This window comes from Pseudomonas orientalis (assembly GCF_001439815.1).
GTDB lineage: Bacteria > Pseudomonadota > Gammaproteobacteria > Pseudomonadales > Pseudomonadaceae > Aquipseudomonas > Aquipseudomonas orientalis.
In genome coordinates, this window is sequence record NZ_JYLM01000009.1 from 220,537 (window position 1) to 236,843 (window position 16,307).

The following is a 16,307-nucleotide window of genomic DNA, read 5'->3' on the forward strand; positions in this document are numbered from 1 at the left end:
GTCACCGAATAACCAACTGAGCCACCGCCATCGGGGGCAAGCCCCCTCCCACATTGATCGTATTTGCGTCTGCAGCATTTCAGGAGTGTGCAATGGCGAAGAAACCCAAGGCAGCCACCTTTATCCAAGACCCGCTCTGGTACAAGGACGCGGTGATCTACCAGGTGCATGTCAAATCCTATTTCGACTCCAACAACGATGGCATTGGTGACTTTCCCGGACTGATCGCCAAGCTCGACTACATTGCCGACCTGGGCGTCAACACCATCTGGCTGTTGCCGTTCTACCCCTCGCCACGCCGCGACGACGGCTACGACATCGCCGAATACCGGGGCGTGCACAGCGACTACGGGACCATGGCCGACGCCAAACGCTTCATCGCCGAGGCCCACAAACGCGGGCTGCGCGTGATTACCGAGCTGGTGATCAACCACACCTCCGACCAGCACCCCTGGTTCCAGCGCGCGCGCAAGGCCAAGCCGGGCTCGGCGGCGCGGGACTTCTACGTCTGGTCCGATGACGACCAGAAATACGACGGGACGCGGATCATTTTCCTCGACACCGAGAAGTCCAACTGGACCTGGGACCCGGTGGCCGGCCAGTACTTCTGGCACCGTTTCTATTCGCACCAGCCGGACCTGAACTTCGACAATCCGCAGGTCATGAAGGCCGTGCTGTCGGTGATGCGCTATTGGCTCGACCTGGGTATCGACGGCCTGCGCCTCGATGCGATTCCCTACCTGATCGAGCGTGACGGCACCAACAACGAGAACCTGCCCGAGACCCACGGCGTGCTCAAGCAGATCCGCGCCGAAATCGACGCCAATTACCCCGATCGCATGCTGCTGGCCGAAGCCAACCAATGGCCGGAAGACACGCAACTCTACTTCGGCGACCGTAAAGGCGACGACGGCGATGAATGCCATATGGCTTTCCACTTTCCGTTGATGCCGCGCATGTACATGGCCCTGGCCCAGGAAGATCGCTTCCCCATCACCGATATCCTGCGCCAGACCCCGGAGATTCCGGCCAATTGCCAGTGGGCGATCTTTCTGCGCAACCACGATGAATTGACCCTGGAAATGGTCACCGACAAAGAGCGCGACTACCTGTGGAACTACTACGCCGCAGATCGCCGCGCGCGCATCAACCTGGGCATTCGTCGGCGCCTGGCGCCCTTGATGGAGCGTGACCGTCGCCGCGTGGAACTGCTCAACAGCCTGTTGCTGTCGATGCCCGGCACGCCGACTCTCTACTACGGCGACGAAATCGGCATGGGCGACAACATTTACCTGGGCGACCGCGACGGCGTGCGCACACCGATGCAGTGGTCCATCGACCGCAATGGCGGCTTTTCCCGTGCCGACCCGGCCAGCCTGGTACTGCCGCCGATCATGGACGCGCAGTACGGCTATCAGTCGGTCAACGTCGAAACCCAGGCCCAGGACCCGCACTCACTGCTGAACTGGACGCGACGCATGCTGGCGGTGCGCAAGCAGTCCAAGGCGTTTGGGCGCGGCAGCCTGAAAATGCTGTCGCCGAGCAACCGCCGCATCCTGGCGTATACCCGTGAATACACCGGGGAGGACGGCCGCACCGAAATCATCCTGTGCGTGGCCAACGTCTCGCGCAGCGCCCAGGCGGCGGAGCTGGACCTGTCCGCGTTCGCCGGGATGGTGCCGGTGGAGATGCTGGGCGGTAACGCATTCCCGCCCATCGGCCAACTGAATTTCCTGCTGACCCTGGCGCCCTATGGCTTTTACTGGTTCGTGCTGGCGGCGGAAAACCAGATGCCCAGCTGGCATGTGGAACCGGCCCAGAGCATTCCCGATTTCACGACATTGGTGTTGAAAAAACGTATGGAAGAATTGCTCGAAGAACCCTGCCGCACCACCCTGGAACATACTTCATTGCCGGCCTGGCTGCCCAAGCGCCGCTGGTTCGCCGGCAAGGACGCCACCATCGACAGCGTGCATATCGCCTACGGCGTGCGCTTCGGCGATGCGCAGCACCCGGTGCTGCTCAGCGAGATCGACGTCACCAGCGCGGGCCAGACCAGCCGCTATCAATTGCCGTTCGGTTTCCTCGGCGAAGACCAGCTCACCAGCGCCTTGCCGCAACAACTGGCCCTGGCCCGGGTACGGCGCAGCCGCCAGGTGGGACTGGTCACCGACGCGTTCAGCCTTGAGCCCTTTGTTCGCAGCGTGATTCAAGGCATGCAGGCCGGTACCGTGCTCAATTGCAGCGAGGGTGACCTGCGCTTCGAGGCGACCCCGCACCTGGCCGCCTTGCAACTGACGGATGAATCGGCGGTGCGCTACCTGTCTGCCGAGCAGTCCAACAGTTCGGTGGTGGTGGGCGAGAGCCTGGTGCTCAAGCTGATCCGCAAAGTCAGCGCCGGGGTACATCCGGAACTGGAAATGAGCGCCTACCTGACCGAAGCCGCCTACCCGAACATTTCTCCGCTGATGGGCTCGATGAGCCGACGCGACGCACAGGGCGAGGACAGCCTGCTGATGATTGCCCAGGGTTACCTGAGCAACCAGGGCGATGCCTGGAGCTGGACCCAGAACAACCTCGAGCGGGCCATCCGCGACGAGCTGGCGGAAGCGATTTCCGAACAGGAGCAGCACTACAACGCCCTTGGCGAGCTGGCCGATTTTGCCGGTCTGCTAGGCCAGCGCCTTGGCGAGATGCACGGGGTGCTCGGCGCGCCCACCCAGAACAAGGACTTCAAGCCCGAAGTCACCTCGGCCAGGGACACCCAGGCCTGGGCCAAGGACGTGGGCGCGCAGATCGAGCGGGCCTTGCAGCTGCTCAAACTAAATCAAAGCCAGTTGAACCCCGCCGATCAGGCGCTGGTCAGTGAATTACTGGCGCAGAAAAAAGCCATCGGCAGCCACGTCCAGGCCTTGGCGAAAGCCACGCTGGGCGGATTGCGGATTCGCGTCCACGGTGACTTGCACCTGGGCCAGGTACTGGTGGTCAAGGGCGACGCCTATTTGATCGACTTTGAAGGCGAGCCGGCGCGACCGCTGCATGAACGACGCGGCAAGCACAGCCCGTATAAAGATGTGAGTGGCGTGTTGCGCTCCTTCGATTACGCGGCGGCCATGGCCCTGAATGTGCAGGGGGTTGATCAGTCGCCGCAGGCACAGGCCGCGCGACGCCGCGTGACCGAGCGCTACCTGAGTGAAGCGCGCCAGGCATTTACCCAGGCTTATCAGACGGCGACGGCTACACTGGCGCATGACTGGCAGGATGCCAACGGCCAGGACGCCGCGCTGACCTTGTTCAGCCTGGAGAAGGCCGCGTATGAAGTGGCTTACGAAGCGGAAAATCGCCCGAGCTGGTTGCCGGTGCCCTTGCAAGGGTTGCACGGTCTGCTCAGCGGGCTTACACCTGAATCGACAACTGCACGCGGTGGGGAGACGTCATGAGTTTTACGCATAGAGAACCGCTGCAGCCCAAGTTGACTGCAATGCCGGCGTCCAAGGACGTCGAAGCGCTGGTGCGCGCCGAGCACCACGATCCATTCTCGATCCTTGGGCCGCACGATGACGAGCAGGGCGGGCAATTTATCCGCGCGTTCCTGCCTGAAGCCCTGAGTGTCCAGGTACTGGCGCGTGACAGCGGCGAGCCGATCGGCAGCCTCGACGCCACCCAGGTGCCGGGGCTGTTTGTCGGGCACTTCGGCACGCGCCAGCAATACCTGCTGAAGATCCAGTGGGCCGGCGGCGAGCAGATCACCGAAGACCCGTACAGCTTCAGCCAACTGCTGCTGGGTGAAATGGACCTGTATCTGTTTGCCGAAGGCAACCACCGTGACCTGGGCAACTGTCTGGGCGCCCAGGTGACCACGGTGGACGGTGTGCAGGGCGTCCGGTTTGCCGTGTGGGCGCCGAATGCCCGGCGGGTCTCGGTGGTCGGCGACTTCAACATCTGGGACGGCCGCCGCCATCCGATGCGCCTGCGCCATCCTTCAGGCGTCTGGGAAATCTTCATCCCGCGCCTGCAACCGGGCGCGGCCTACAAATACGAAATTCTTGGCGCCCACGGCATCCTGCCGCTCAAGGCCGACCCCATGGCCCTGGCCACCCAACTGCCGCCGGACACCGCCTCGAAGGTCGCCGCGCCGTTGCAGGTGGACTGGCAGGACCATGAGTGGATGCAGGCGCGTGGCGACAAACAGAAGTCCAACGCGCCGCTGTCGATTTATGAGCTGCACGTTGGCTCCTGGCAATGCGAGCTGGACGAGGCCGGCGAAGTCTCGCGCCAATACGGCTGGCGCGAACTGGCCGAGCGGCTGATTCCCTACGTGCAGCAACTGGGCTTCACGCATATCGAACTGATGCCGATCATGGAGCATCCCTTCGGCGGTTCCTGGGGCTATCAGGCCTTGTCCCAGTTCGCGCCGAGCGCACGCTTTGGCTCGCCGGAAGATTTCGCCTACTTCGTCGACGCCTGCCATCGGGCGGACATCGGCGTGATCCTCGACTGGGTGCCGGCGCATTTTCCCACCGACACCCACGGCCTGGCGCAATTCGATGGCACGGCGCTGTACGAATACGCCAACCCGCTGGAAGGCTTTCACCAGGATTGGGACACGCTGATCTACAACCTGGGCCGCACCGAAGTGCACGGTTTCATGCTCGCTTCGGCGTTGCACTGGCTCAAGCACTTCCACGTCGACGGCCTGCGCGTGGATGCGGTGGCCTCGATGCTGTATCGCGACTATTCACGCAAAGCCGGTGAGTGGGTGCCCAACCGCCACGGCGGCCGCGAGAACCTGGAAGCCATCGATTTCCTGCGCCACCTGAACGACGTGGTGGCGCTGGAAGCGCCGGGCGCGCTGGTGATCGCCGAGGAATCCACCGCGTGGCCAGGCGTGAGCCAGAGCACTCAACAAGGTGGGTTGGGCTTCAACTACAAATGGAATATGGGCTGGATGCACGATTCGCTGCATTACATCCAGCAAGACCCGGTGTACCGCGCCCATCACCACAACGAGTTGAGTTTCGGCCTGGTGTATGCCTGGTCCGAGCGGTTCATCCTGCCGATTTCCCATGATGAAGTGGTGCACGGCAAGCACTCGCTGATCGACAAGATGCCCGGCGACCGCTGGCAGAAATTCGCCAATCTGCGCGCCTACTTGAGTTTCATGTGGATGCACCCGGGCAAGAAGCTGCTGTTCATGGGCTGCGAGTTCGGCCAGTGGCGCGAATGGAACCACGACCAGCAACTGGACTGGTACCTGCTGCAATACCCGGAACACCGCGGGGTGCAGAAGCTGGTGGGCGACCTGAACCGCCTGTACCGCGAGGAACCGGCGCTGCATGAGCAGGACGACGCGCCCCAGGGCTTCCAGTGGCTGATCGGGGATGACGCCATCAACAGCGTCTACGCCTGGCTGCGCTGGAGCAAGGACGGCAAGCCGGTGCTGGTGGTCGCCAACTTCACGCCAGTGCCTCGTGAGGCGTACGCCGTCGGCGTGCCGTTTGCCGGGCGCTGGAGCGAAGTGATCAACAGTGATGCCGATATGTACGCAGGTTCCAACTACGGCAATGGCGGTGCGGTACAGACCGTGGATGAGCCTCGCCATGGGCAGCCGGTGTCGCTGTCGTTGAACCTGCCGCCCTTGGGTGTGCTGATTTTGCGGCCACAGGACGTATAGGTATCTACACAACGCAGCAGCGCCTACTGTAACCACGATGCGAAGCGAGTCGCTCTTGATCTTGATCTGCTTTTGATCTGCTTTTGATCTAAGGCGCCCCGTTAAACCACGCTGGCCGAACGCAGGCTTGAATTCGTGGGTAACCCGGCAGGACGCCGGGTTAGCCGCACTGGGCCATGGATGGCCCATTGCGGCGGCCCACGGATTCAAGCCTGCGTTCGGGCACACCGAGCCCAAGCGAGGTGCCGAGTGGTGGGGCAAGAGCCCTTTGGTTACTTTGGGGCTTTTCCAAAGTGACCCGCCGTCAGGGCGGAACCCTAAGCAGCCGTTACCGCAGAAACGGATATGTACTCGGTCTGATCCAACATCCTGGTCGGTCCTGAGGCCGCCATCGGGGGCAAGCCCCCTCCCACATTGGATCTCGCAGCGTCAGGTAGATACGCGTTGGCTGTTCGACTGTCACGGGAGCAAGCCTCCTTGCCAAGGGTCCGGCGTCGCATCATCGTTGTGTAGATACCTATGCACAGGAGGGCTTAAACGCTCTAGCGCACAGGATCCTGTTGTCCGGGCTACTGGCAGGGTGCCACAATGGCGCCTCTGTCGGAGCAGCCAAACAGGCGAATCGCATGCATAGCCTTGGGCACGGGCAAGACCCGGACCGCGTTATCGAAGAACAGGTGCGAACCGACCGTTTGCATCAGCTGTTTCGCCAGTCGTTCTCGGCCATCCCTGGCAGCTACCTGGGCGCCCTCATGCTCTGCTGGCTGTGCTGGGAGCGCTTCGATCACCAGGTCGCGGTGGTCTGGCTGGTGCTGCTGGCGGGCTCCTCGCTGCTGCGCCTGCAACTGTTCCTGGAATGGTTCCGCTGCCCCAACAGCGAACGCACCCCTGCGCGCTGGGAGCGTCGTTACTGGCTCACACTGGTGCTGTCGGCGGGCATCTGGGGCGGCGGGGCGCTGGCGGTGATGCCGGTCGACGACCGTATGGCTCAGGTGCTGGTCATGCTGTTTACCGTGGGCATGTCGGTCAGCGCCGTGTCGTGCTATTCGGCTTATCGCTATATGTCGCTGGGGTCCATGGGCCTGGTGCTGTTGCCCTGTACCCTGTGGCTGCTGTTTCAGCCGTCGCCGATGCAGGTGGGCGTGGCGCTGGCAGTACTGGTGTTCTCGTCCTTTGTGATGGGCGCCACGCGCAAACTCTCCGATGCCCTGGAAAAAGCCTTTCGCCTGACCCGCCAGATGGAACGTGCCCACACCCTTTCAACCCACGCGGCCCAGACCGATGAGCTGACCGGGTTGATGAACCGTCGTGCGTTCTACGAACGTGCCCAGGTGCTGTACGCGCAGTGCCATCGCGCGCAGCAGCCGCTGTGCGCGCTGATGCTGGACATGGATCACTTCAAGAGCATCAATGACACCTACGGGCATCAGACCGGCGATCAGGTGTTGCGCCAGATTGGCGGCGTGATCAGCGCCTCGTTTCGCCAGGTCGATGTGTCCGGTCGCCTGGGCGGCGAAGAATTCGCGATATTGCTGCCCAATACGTCCCTGGAGACCGCGCACAGCATCGCCGAGCAACTGGTCCGGGCCATTGGCGACCTGCGGGCCGATCCGGTGCAGGGGCTGAGCGCCAGCCTGGGGCTTGCGTCGACCCATACCGAGGCGCTCGACTTGCATGGCTTGATGGACAGCGCCGACAAGGCGCTGTACCGGGCCAAGGCGCTGGGTCGCAATCAGGTGGCCGTGGCGGGCTGATCCTTGGCCATGGCCCTGGCCAACGCGCGCGCAACCTGTTCGGCGGAGTAGGGTTTGGCGAGGAACTCAAAGCCCTCGTACCCGCTGTCCGCCAGTTCTTCGCTGTAGCCCGAGACGAGCACCACCGGCAGGTCCGCACGGCGCTGACGCAGCAGCTTGGCCATGGCCACACCGGTCATTCCCGGCATCACCACGTCCGAGAAGACCGCGTCGAAGGCCTCGGCGTCTTTGCCGGCAAGCGTCAGCGCCTGTTCGGCGTTGGTCGCCCAGGTGGTCTGGTAACCCAGATCCTTGAGGATCTGGCTGGCGAAACGTCCCACCTCGAGGTTGTCTTCGACAATCAGTACATGCCGTTGGGCAACGTCCAGCGGTGTTGGCAGGTCTGGATGTTCGTCCTCCGGCGGTGCGACTTCGCCTTCCACCTGGGGCAGGTACAGGGTGAACACCGTACCCTGTCCGGGAGTACTGGCCACATCGATATTGCCGCCCGATTGCTTGGCGAAGCCGAAGACCTGCGACAAGCCCAGCCCGGTGCCCTTGCCGACGGCCTTGGTGGTGAAGAACGGCTCGAAAATGCGCTCGAAGGCATCGTCGGATATACCGCTGCCAGTGTCGGCCAGGGAAACACTGATGTAGGGCAGGCGCGACTCGGCGTCACCACGGATGCGCGGCAGTGGCTGTTGCCCGACGACCTTGATGGTCAGGGTGCCCTGGCCGTTCATCGCGTCGCGCGCATTGAGGGCAATGTTGATCAACGCGGTTTCGAACTGACTCGGATCGATGCGCGCAAAGCAGAGCTGGTCGGGCAATTGCACCTGCACTTGAATGCGTGCGCCGGTGACGCTTTCGAGCATGTCGCCGATGTTGCGCACCCGCTGGCTCACATCGAACACCTGCGGATTCAGCGGCTGGCGCCGGGCAAAGGCGAGCAGTTGGCTGGTGAGCTTGCTGGCCCGCTCGACGGTATCGGACACCGCCCACATGTAGCGTTGCCGGCGTTCTTCCGACAGCCCCGGCTGGCGCAGGAAGTCCACGGACGAGCGGATGATCGTCAGCAGGTTATTGAAGTCATGGGCGACGCCGCCGGTCAGCTGGCCAATGGCCTCGAGCTTTTGCGATTGGCGCAGCGCGGCTTCAGCCTGGGCGAGGGCGCGGGTGCGTTCTTCGACGCGCTGCTCCAGGGTTGCATTGAGTTCGGTATAGGCCGCCAGGCCCGCACGTACCGCGGCATCGGCGCGTACGCGTTCGATATGCGCCCAGGAGCGTTCGGTGACTTCGCCCAGCAGCGCAAGGTCATAGGAGGACCAGTGGCGGGGCTGTTTGTCGTGCACGGCCATCAATGCGGTGAGGCGCCCGTGTTTGATCAGGGGCATGCAAAGCGTCGCCGTTACCCCGAGTGCCTGGAAATGCGCGGCTTCATGGGCCGGCAGTTCGAGCAGGTTGTCGCAGATCACCAGGGGGGCGCCGGCCCGCAGGCAGGCCACCGCGTGCTCGCCGAACGCGGCCAGGCTGTAATGGCCGATGATGCTCGGTGAGCCTTGCGCGGACCAGTCGCCGCGAATGGTAAAGCCGTCCTGATCGTCTTCCATGTCGGCGTAGGCGCAAATCGACACGTGCAGGTGTTCGGCCAACAGGCGCGTGGTCAAGGTCATGATGGCTTCGGCGTCGGTGGCGGTGGCGACGCTCTTGCCGATGGCGTCCAGCACTTCCAGGCGCCGTGTGAGAAACACCGTGTCGGTGGTTTCGGTCACTGTATCGAGCAAGCCGACCACCGCACCCTGTGCGTCACGGATCGGGCTGTAGCAAAAGGTGAAATACGCTTGTTCAGGCGCCTCGTTGCGCTGGATCACCAGCGGAAAGTTTTCGATGTAGGTGGCTTGTCCGGCGAACGCGGTGTCGGCGATAGGGCTGATCTCGTCCCATGCCTCGTGCCACACGTCGCTGAACGGGCGGCCCAGGGCATCGGGTTTGTTACCCAGGATCGGCACGAAGGCGTCGTTGTAGAGGGTGATCAGCTGAGGCCCCCAGACAATCGCCTGGGGGAAGCTGGAAGCGAAGCACAGCGCCACGGTTGTCTTCAACACGTCCGGCCAGTGTTCAAGTGGCCCCAGGGGCGAATTGGCCCAATCATGTCGACGAACCCGCTCTGCCATTTCGCTGCTGCCTTGCAGCCAATTCATCATTGGGTTCACACCTTGTTCGCTACGCGCTGTCAAGCGTTGAAGAGGTCGGATTGCCTAGCTACAGACCGGCACGACCGTAATCAGTTCAGCGCGCTCATCTCCTGGATAGCACTTTGATTTAATTGCCCATTTGGCGGGCAGGGCAGCCGCAGGTCCGGGGCGGCCCGCGACTTTATTGTGTGCCGAACAGTCCCGTCCAATAGATACCCGCGTCGCTTTTGGGGTCCATCGCGTAGGCCGCGCCCAATTCGCGAAATTGCGGGTTCATCAGGTTGGCGCAATGGCCGGGGCTGGCGAGCCAGCCGTCGAGCACCTTGCGCGGGGTATCGAGGCCGGCGGCGATGTTTTCGCCGATGTTCTTCGCGGCATAGCCGGCCAGCTCGGCGCGGTCGCCGGGGGTACGGCCGTCGTGGTCGAGGTGATCAAAAAAGTTGCCGTTGGCCATGTTGCGCGTGTGGCTGTTGGCGGCGCCGGCCAGGTCGTCGTTCCACGACAGCGGCGTGGTCGCCGTGAACGCCTGGGTGCCGCACTGGCGCGCCTGGGCGCGGGCGGCGTTGATCAGGTCGAGCAATTTTCGGCCTTCGGTCTGCCAGTCGCCCAGACCACTGGTCAGCAGCGGGCGCGCCAGTACGATGCGCCAGTCCTGGCCGCTGTTGCTTACGCCGATATCGACGAATTGCGGGTCGAGCACCACGCGACAGAAGCTCTCGCGCACCGCTTTCATGGCGGCCTCGGCGTCCTTGGGCCCGGACAGGCTGATGGCCTGTACGTTGACCATGGGGTAAGCGGCCCGCGCCAGCGCCTGCTGCAAATCGCCGACATTGTTGGCCGGCAGCACCAGCCGTGTATCACTGGCCAGCGGCGGCAGCTCCTGGGAACCCTGGTCGCCGCAGCGCTGCACCTGGCTGCGGTACTGGTTGATCTGTTGCACCAACTGACTTTCTTCATTCGCCATCGCGCTGGCGCAGAACACCGTACTGGCGGCCAGCGTCGTAAGACCCATCATCAATGACAGAACGCGCATGGACGTTACCCTTGAGCTTGAAAGTGCCCATGATGCGCGATCCAGGGGCATGCATGCACCCGTTGGTCCGAACTTTTTTCACTCAATTGTTGATTTTCGGGTGCCCCGGACCCCGGCCAAACGGCGCGCAACAGGTACAATCGCCACGCCTCGACGCGAAAACCCAGGAATTTGCATGTTCAGCCTTACCCGCTACACCACGCCGTGTCCCGAACCGGTCAACAGCCAGATCCTGCAGATGGTGGTCGACAACCTCACCGACATCAGCAGCGTGGCCCTGGCGCCCAGTAACCTGCTCTACAACATCTACCAGTACGCCATCGGTTTTGAGGTGCACCTGTATCTGGAGGCGCTGGACGGCTCGAAGGGCATCAACGTCGAGCTGGTGGCGGCGATGCAGGACGAGACCGTCGTCGGCTTTTGCCTGTACCTGCCGGTGAAGGGCGACCCTCAAGCCTGTGGCGTGGCCTTCATGGCCGTGCACGCCGGCTCCAGGCGCCAGGGTGTGGCCCGGGCCATGCTGGACGATGTGCTTGCGCGTTATCCCCACGCCGAACTGGCGTGTTCGGTCGAGAAGGTCCCGGCATTCGAAGCCATGGGCTTCAAAGTGCGCGGCGCGCGCGGCACGCAAGTGCTGATGAATACGCGGGACTACGGCACCGATGGGTTGATGGGCGTGCTGGACGTGGCCGCTGTCTACAACTCGCTGGAAGTGCGGCAGATTCATACCTACCTGCTGCAAAAGCATGGCAAGCGCGCCATGGTGGATGCGGAAAAGCAGCGTGATCGGCATTTGGATCAACTGACGCGCAGGGTGCGGGTGTTTGTTGATCAACGCTTGGCCTAAGGTTCAAACACTGAGGATTAACTGTGGGAGGGGCAAGCCCTAATGCCAGTCAGTTAAGGCTTTTTGTAGGAGCGAGCTTGCTCGCGAAAAACGTCAACGATAACGCGTGCTTCCTGAATGAACACGGCGCCTGTGAGTTTTTCGCGAGCAAGCTCGCTCCTACAGAGGGCGGCGTACGCTTAACTGACTGGCATTAGGGCAAGCCCCTCCCACAGTTCGATTTTCTTTATCAGATAGGCCTCATCCTGCCGTTGAGACGCCGCGCTTGACCATCGCCAGGATGGTCGCCAGCAATTCCTGCTGCGCTTCTTCGCGGCTGATCTCTGCGCTGGCCGCCGCATGGGACAAGGCTTCGGCAGCACCCAGCATGGCACGCAGTCCGGCTTGGGAGAGCCGACCACCCGGAGCGAACGGCGCAAGGGCATCGCGGCATTTGTCCAGAAAGATCGCCTCATACTTGCGCTTGAGCGCCTCCAGCTCCGGTGAGCCGCTCAGCGCCGCCGTCACCCCCGGAATCTCGCGCCCCTGCAGCAGCACGCAATCCACATAGGACGATGCAATCACCCAGGCCCGGTCTTCAAGCGTCGCGCTGCTGGCCTCGATGGCGTCGACAAACACCTGGTTCTGGCGTCCATCGAAGTCTTCATACAGCGCCGCCAGCAGACCCGACCGCGTAGCGAAATGGTCGTAGACCACCGGTTTGGTCACCCCGGCCAGCTCGGCCAGGCGGCCCAGGGTCAGGGCGTCGGTGCCTTCTGCGCGCACCAGTTGCCAGGCGGTTTCCAATAATTGATGCAAACGTTCTTCACGCGACAGACGTCGACGTGGGGCAGGGGATTGTTCGCTTGACATGCTTATATACCAAAAGTAACTTAAAGGCGGTAACTTACTAAAAGTAGCTTAAGCCCAAAAGGACAGAATGTCATGCACGCACTTATCGTTGTTGCTCATCACGACCCGCATTCCCTTACCCGCAGCGTCGCCGAGCAGGTCGGCGCTGGCTTGAGCGCCTGCGGCCACACCTTTGAAATCGCCGACCTTGCGGCCGAAGGCTTCGACCCTCGCTACACCGCCGCCGACCACCAGGTACACCGCAGCCACGCAACGCCGCCGGCGGATGTGCTTGCCGAACAGGCACGCATCGAGCGCGCCGACGCTTTGGTGGTGGTGTTCCCGATCTACTGGTGGTCCATGCCGGCGCTGCTCAAGGGTTGGATCGACCGTGTCTTCGTCAACGGTTGGGCGATCGATTACGGCCCCGATCTTCCTGTGACCAAAAAACTGCGGCACCTGAAGGTGCATCTGCTCGCCTTGGGCGCTGCGGATGCACACGCCTTCGACCGGCACGGCTATGCCGAGGCCATGCGCACGCAGATCGATTACGGGATCTTTGACTATTGCGGCGCCCAGGTGCTGACGTCGCAGTTGTTGCTGGAATCGGAAAGCGACACTGCCCAGGCGCATTTGCACAGGGCCAGGACGCTCGGCCAGGGGCTGTTTGAGCGCGAGACAGTCGCCGGGTGATTCAAGCGTCGCGGAACAGGTCGTGGGCGTCCAGCAAGCGGTAGGCAATCTCCGGTTGCTTCTCCATGCCGCGACGAATCGCCGCCGGGATCGATTGCCGGGTCTTGCGACACAGGCCGGGCAGCTCGTCGATGACGATCTGGATGCCGCGCATGCTCTTGACCTCGGTGTGGCCCGGCGCGATGTGCAGGCGGATGCCCAACTGCTCGTACATGCGCTGCTGCATATGCTCCAGGTCCTGCAGGCTCTTGAGGTTTTCCAGGCGCTCGAGCAGGCGCTTTTCTTCCTGGCGTGTCAGGCTGAGGATGCGCAGGTCGGCGCCGGGCGCCTGCAGCAAGCGTTCGCGCTCGCAGACGCAGGCGCCGGGTGGGCAGGGTTGGCGAATGGTCATGTGCATGCCCTCCCGTAACCTGCGGCTTGGTCTTAGTAGCTGAGCGTTACGCCGAGGCTGCCCAGAGCTTTCCAATACCCGGGGTAGGTCTTGGCCACGCAGTCCGGGTCCTGGATCCGAATGCCCGAGACTTTCAGCCCGGCCAGGGCAAAGCACATGGCGATGCGGTGGTCGGCATGGGTGTCGATCGATGCGTCGCACGCCGTGCCGGCCAGCGCCGGGTCGGCAGCCACCAGCAGGTCGTCGCCCTCGATGGTCGCCAGACCTGCACGGATTGCATTGAGGCCGTCGTGCAGCGCCTGCACGCGGTCACATTCCTTGACGCGCAGGTTGGCCAGTTCAGTGAAGCGCACCGGGGTGTTGTTGAAGGCGGCGAGCACCGCCAGGGTCGGGATGGCGTCCTGCATCTGCGAGCCCACCACCGTGGCCTGCATGTGCGGGAACTGGGCGATCACTGCCTGGGCCTTGGCGTCCGGCTGGGTGAAGTCGCCGGCGGCGACGCCGATGTCGATACGGCCGCCGGTCAACACTTCTGCAGCCCACAGGTAGGTGGCGGCGGAGGCGTCGGGTTCGATCAGGTAATCGTGGGCGGTGTAGCCGGTCGGGGCCACGCGCCAGGTGGTGTCGTCGACCGCTTCAACCTGGGCGCCGAAGGCACGCATGCAGTCCAGCGTCAGGTCCACATAGCCACGGGCGCCGATGTCCTTGCCGGTCAATGCGACTTCAATCGGCGCTTCGCCGCATGCGGCGAGCATCAGCAGGGCGGAAACATATTGGCTGGACAAGCCGCCGTCGATCTCGAAGCGCTTGGCCTTGACCTTGCCCACCCCGTTCACGGTGACCGGCGGGCAACCGCTGGGGCTGTCGACCCGGATGCCGTTCTGGCCGAGGGTGGCGAGCAGTGGCCCGATCGGGCGCTTTTGCATGTAGTCGTCGCCGTCCAGCACCACAGTGCCGTCCACGGTGGCGACGGCGGCGGTGAGAAAGCGCATGGCGGTGCCAGCGTTGCCGAGGAACAGCGGCTGCGCCGGCAGTTGCAGTTTGCCGTGGCCGGTGACCACGAAGGTGGTGTCGTCCGGCTCGTCGATGGTCACGCCCATCTGCCGCAGGGCCACCGACATGTGACGGGTGTCGTCGCTCTTCAGGGCGCCGCTCAAGCGGCTGGTGCCGTTGGCCAGGGCCGCCAGCAGCAGGGCGCGGTTGGTAATGGATTTGGAGCCGGGGGGCGCGACCTTGCCATTGAGGGGAAAGTTGGGCGGTGTAACGGTCACGGTTTTTTGCGAACTCAAGGGACAAGGCTCCTGATCAAGGCGAGGTGGCAGGGAGTGGCCGACGGGGCGGACCCGAATAATCGGCCAAAGGTGCAGTGCTTGTCGAGATTTAGCGCTGGCTCAGCCAGTAATCGTGCAGCGCCCGGGCGGCCGGTTCTATTTCGCCGACCTGTTGCTGATGGGCCTGCACATCCAGGTCCGCCGGCAACTCGAAATTATCCTGCTCGGCGCACCAGGAGATTTTCTCGAACTGCGCGGCCAGTTCGGCGGGCAACGCCGGCCAGTTGCCAATCGCGGCGCCCCGAATAAAGCCGAAGCACCATTCTTCGGCGAGGGTCACGGTTTGGCCGTGGTGCTCTTTTTCATCGAACAGGGCCTTGAACTCACTGGAGTCGCCGGCCAGTTGCGTCGCCAGCGTCTTGAAGTGGCGCACACACAGGTCCAGGAACTGCTCGGCCTCTGCGCGACTTTCCCACTCCGGGTTCTGCCCGCCAAAGATTGCCGGAAACCACTCGGCGATCTCCACCTGCGTCGGGCTGGAGACCAATGCCGTGAAATAGCCGTCGAGTTCAGCCAGGTTCAGCACCGAATGGTCGTCGCCATACTTGAGCAGGGTTTCATCGATCAGGTCGAAATCGGCGGGGGTGAGCGGCTGGGCGTGCATGGGGCATATCCTTCAAACGTCGAACGCCGCGGCGGGGCGGCTTAAAGCGCCAAGGATGGCGCCTGGCAAGGTTTTTTGCCAGTCCCGCTTTTGGCCGATGCGCCGTTGCCTGCCCTTGTTATAGTTCAGGCCTTACCACTCGCCAGTCAGGGATCACTGCCATGTCCGAATACCAAGCTTTCGTCGTCGAACTCAACGGCAACGTTGCCCATGTGCAGATCAACCGCCCGGAAAAGATCAACGCGATGAACGCGGCGTTCTGGAGCGAAATCATCGATATCTTCCAATGGATCGAAGACACCGACGCCGTGCGCGCGGTGGTGCTCAGCGGCGCCGGCAAGCACTTTTCCTCCGGTATCGACCTGATGATGCTGGCCTCGGTGGCCAATGAACTGGGCAAGGACGTGGGCCGCAACGCGCGCGTGCTGCGGCGCAAGATCCTCGAACTGCAGGCCTCGTTCAATGCGGTCGACAACTGCCGCAAGCCGGTGCTGGCAGCGATCCACGGCTATTGCATCGGCGGCGCCATTGACCTGATCAGCGCCTGTGACATGCGCTACGCCGCCGAGGACGCGCTGTTCTCGATCAAGGAAGTCGACATCGGCATGGCCGCCGACGTCGGCACCTTGCAGCGCCTGCCGCGCATCGTCGGCGACGGCATGTTGCGTGAACTGGCCTACACCGGTCGTCAGTTTGGCGCCGAAGAGGCGCGCAGCATCGGCCTGGTCAATCGTGTGTACGCCGACCCGGCCAGCCTGTTGGCGGGCGTCATGGCCATCGCCCATGAAATCGCCGCCAAGTCGCCGATTGCCGTCACCGGCACCAAGGCGATGCTCAGCTATATGCGCGACCACAGCATCAATGATGGCCTGGAATACGTTGCCACCTGGAACTCGGCTATGTTGCAATCCAACGACCTGCGCGTGGCCATTGCGGCCCATATGAGCAAACAGACACCCGAATTCGTGGATTGAT

The 16,307-nt window shown here is 63.0% G+C and carries 12 protein-coding genes; 6 read left to right on the forward strand and 6 right to left on the reverse strand.

All coding sequences use genetic code 11. The features are described from left to right. Nucleotides 1–92: 92 nt before the first annotated feature. From treS to TU82_RS21505, 3 genes are all read left to right on the forward strand, one after another. Nucleotides 93–3,440 carry a maltose alpha-D-glucosyltransferase gene (gene treS, locus TU82_RS21495; RefSeq protein WP_057725229.1) on the forward strand — a complete coding sequence of 1,116 codons (3,348 nt, stop codon included), beginning with the start codon at nucleotides 93–95 and terminating at the stop codon, nucleotides 3,438–3,440. Continuing rightward, complete coding sequence (gene glgB, locus TU82_RS21500) at nucleotides 3,437–5,674, forward strand: 1,4-alpha-glucan branching protein GlgB (RefSeq protein WP_057725230.1); 2,238 nt, start codon at nucleotides 3,437–3,439, stop codon at nucleotides 5,672–5,674. The genes treS and glgB overlap by 4 nt, the downstream gene beginning before the upstream one ends. Nucleotides 5,675–6,300: 626 nt before the next feature. Continuing rightward, a complete protein-coding gene (locus TU82_RS21505; protein ID WP_057725231.1) occupies nucleotides 6,301–7,428 on the forward strand; it encodes a GGDEF domain-containing protein in 1,128 nt (375 codons plus the stop codon). On the opposite strand, the gene TU82_RS21510 is transcribed toward TU82_RS21505, so the two are convergent. Further along, complete coding sequence (locus tag TU82_RS21510) at nucleotides 7,407–9,611, reverse strand: GAF domain-containing protein (protein ID WP_057725232.1); 2,205 nt, start codon at nucleotides 9,609–9,611, stop codon at nucleotides 7,407–7,409. The two genes, TU82_RS21505 and TU82_RS21510, sit on opposite strands and share 22 nt — an antisense overlap. A 172-nt stretch (nucleotides 9,612–9,783) precedes the next feature. Beyond that, on the reverse strand, nucleotides 9,784–10,635 hold the full coding sequence (locus TU82_RS21515) for a CAP domain-containing protein (RefSeq protein ID WP_057725233.1): 852 nt from the start codon (nucleotides 10,633–10,635) through the stop codon (nucleotides 9,784–9,786). 175 nt (nucleotides 10,636–10,810) lie between these two features. On the opposite strand from TU82_RS21515, the gene TU82_RS21520 reads away from it, so the two are divergent. After that, a complete protein-coding gene (locus TU82_RS21520) occupies nucleotides 10,811–11,482 on the forward strand; it encodes a GNAT family N-acetyltransferase (protein ID WP_057725234.1) in 672 nt (223 codons plus the stop codon). A gap of 240 nt (nucleotides 11,483–11,722) precedes the next feature. Here the strand turns inward: TU82_RS21520 and TU82_RS21525 are convergent, their stop codons facing one another. Further along, nucleotides 11,723–12,334 carry a TetR/AcrR family transcriptional regulator gene (locus tag TU82_RS21525; protein ID WP_057725235.1) on the reverse strand — a complete coding sequence of 204 codons (612 nt, stop codon included), beginning with the start codon at nucleotides 12,332–12,334 and terminating at the stop codon, nucleotides 11,723–11,725. A gap of 72 nt (nucleotides 12,335–12,406) precedes the next feature. Between TU82_RS21525 and TU82_RS21530 the strand changes: the two genes are divergently transcribed. Then, a complete protein-coding gene (locus tag TU82_RS21530; protein ID WP_057725236.1) occupies nucleotides 12,407–13,006 on the forward strand; it encodes an NAD(P)H-dependent oxidoreductase in 600 nt (199 codons plus the stop codon). Between the two features lies 1 nt (nucleotide 13,007). Here TU82_RS21530 and TU82_RS21535 read toward each other — a convergent pair whose 3' ends face one another. From TU82_RS21535 to TU82_RS21545, 3 genes are all read right to left on the reverse strand, one after another. Continuing rightward, complete coding sequence (locus TU82_RS21535; RefSeq protein WP_057725237.1) at nucleotides 13,008–13,397, reverse strand: hypothetical protein; 390 nt, start codon at nucleotides 13,395–13,397, stop codon at nucleotides 13,008–13,010. 32 nt (nucleotides 13,398–13,429) lie between these two features. Then, nucleotides 13,430–14,686 carry a 3-phosphoshikimate 1-carboxyvinyltransferase gene (gene aroA / locus TU82_RS21540; protein WP_057725238.1) on the reverse strand — a complete coding sequence of 419 codons (1,257 nt, stop codon included), beginning with the start codon at nucleotides 14,684–14,686 and terminating at the stop codon, nucleotides 13,430–13,432. A gap of 91 nt (nucleotides 14,687–14,777) precedes the next feature. Next, nucleotides 14,778–15,332 carry a UPF0149 family protein gene (locus TU82_RS21545; RefSeq protein ID WP_057725239.1) on the reverse strand — a complete coding sequence of 185 codons (555 nt, stop codon included), beginning with the start codon at nucleotides 15,330–15,332 and terminating at the stop codon, nucleotides 14,778–14,780. Between the two features lie 161 nt (nucleotides 15,333–15,493). Here TU82_RS21545 and TU82_RS21550 point away from each other — a divergent pair, with 161 nt between their 5' ends. Continuing rightward, nucleotides 15,494–16,306, forward strand: coding sequence for a crotonase/enoyl-CoA hydratase family protein (locus tag TU82_RS21550; RefSeq protein ID WP_057725240.1), 813 nt, complete (start codon nucleotides 15,494–15,496; stop codon nucleotides 16,304–16,306). Nucleotide 16,307 lies beyond the last annotated feature (1 nt).

Excerpts from the sequence above, each read along its gene's own strand:
- treS (WP_057725229.1), top strand. The coding sequence starts at position 93 with ATGGCGAAGAAACCCAAGGCAGCCACCTTTATCCAAGACCCGCTCTGG.
- glgB (WP_057725230.1), top strand. The coding sequence starts at position 3,437 with ATGAGTTTTACGCATAGAGAACCGCTGCAGCCCAAGTTGACTGCAATG.
- TU82_RS21505 (WP_057725231.1), top strand. The coding sequence starts at position 6,301 with ATGCATAGCCTTGGGCACGGGCAAGACCCGGACCGCGTTATCGAAGAA.
- TU82_RS21510 (WP_057725232.1), bottom strand. The coding sequence starts at position 9,611 with ATGATGAATTGGCTGCAAGGCAGCAGCGAAATGGCAGAGCGGGTTCGT.
- TU82_RS21515 (WP_057725233.1), bottom strand. The coding sequence starts at position 10,635 with ATGCGCGTTCTGTCATTGATGATGGGTCTTACGACGCTGGCCGCCAGT.
- TU82_RS21520 (WP_057725234.1), top strand. The coding sequence starts at position 10,811 with ATGTTCAGCCTTACCCGCTACACCACGCCGTGTCCCGAACCGGTCAAC.
- TU82_RS21525 (WP_057725235.1), bottom strand. The coding sequence starts at position 12,334 with ATGTCAAGCGAACAATCCCCTGCCCCACGTCGACGTCTGTCGCGTGAA.
- TU82_RS21530 (WP_057725236.1), top strand. The coding sequence starts at position 12,407 with ATGCACGCACTTATCGTTGTTGCTCATCACGACCCGCATTCCCTTACC.
- TU82_RS21535 (WP_057725237.1), bottom strand. The coding sequence starts at position 13,397 with ATGACCATTCGCCAACCCTGCCCACCCGGCGCCTGCGTCTGCGAGCGC.
- TU82_RS21545 (WP_057725239.1), bottom strand. The coding sequence starts at position 15,332 with ATGCACGCCCAGCCGCTCACCCCCGCCGATTTCGACCTGATCGATGAA.
- TU82_RS21550 (WP_057725240.1), top strand. The coding sequence starts at position 15,494 with ATGTCCGAATACCAAGCTTTCGTCGTCGAACTCAACGGCAACGTTGCC.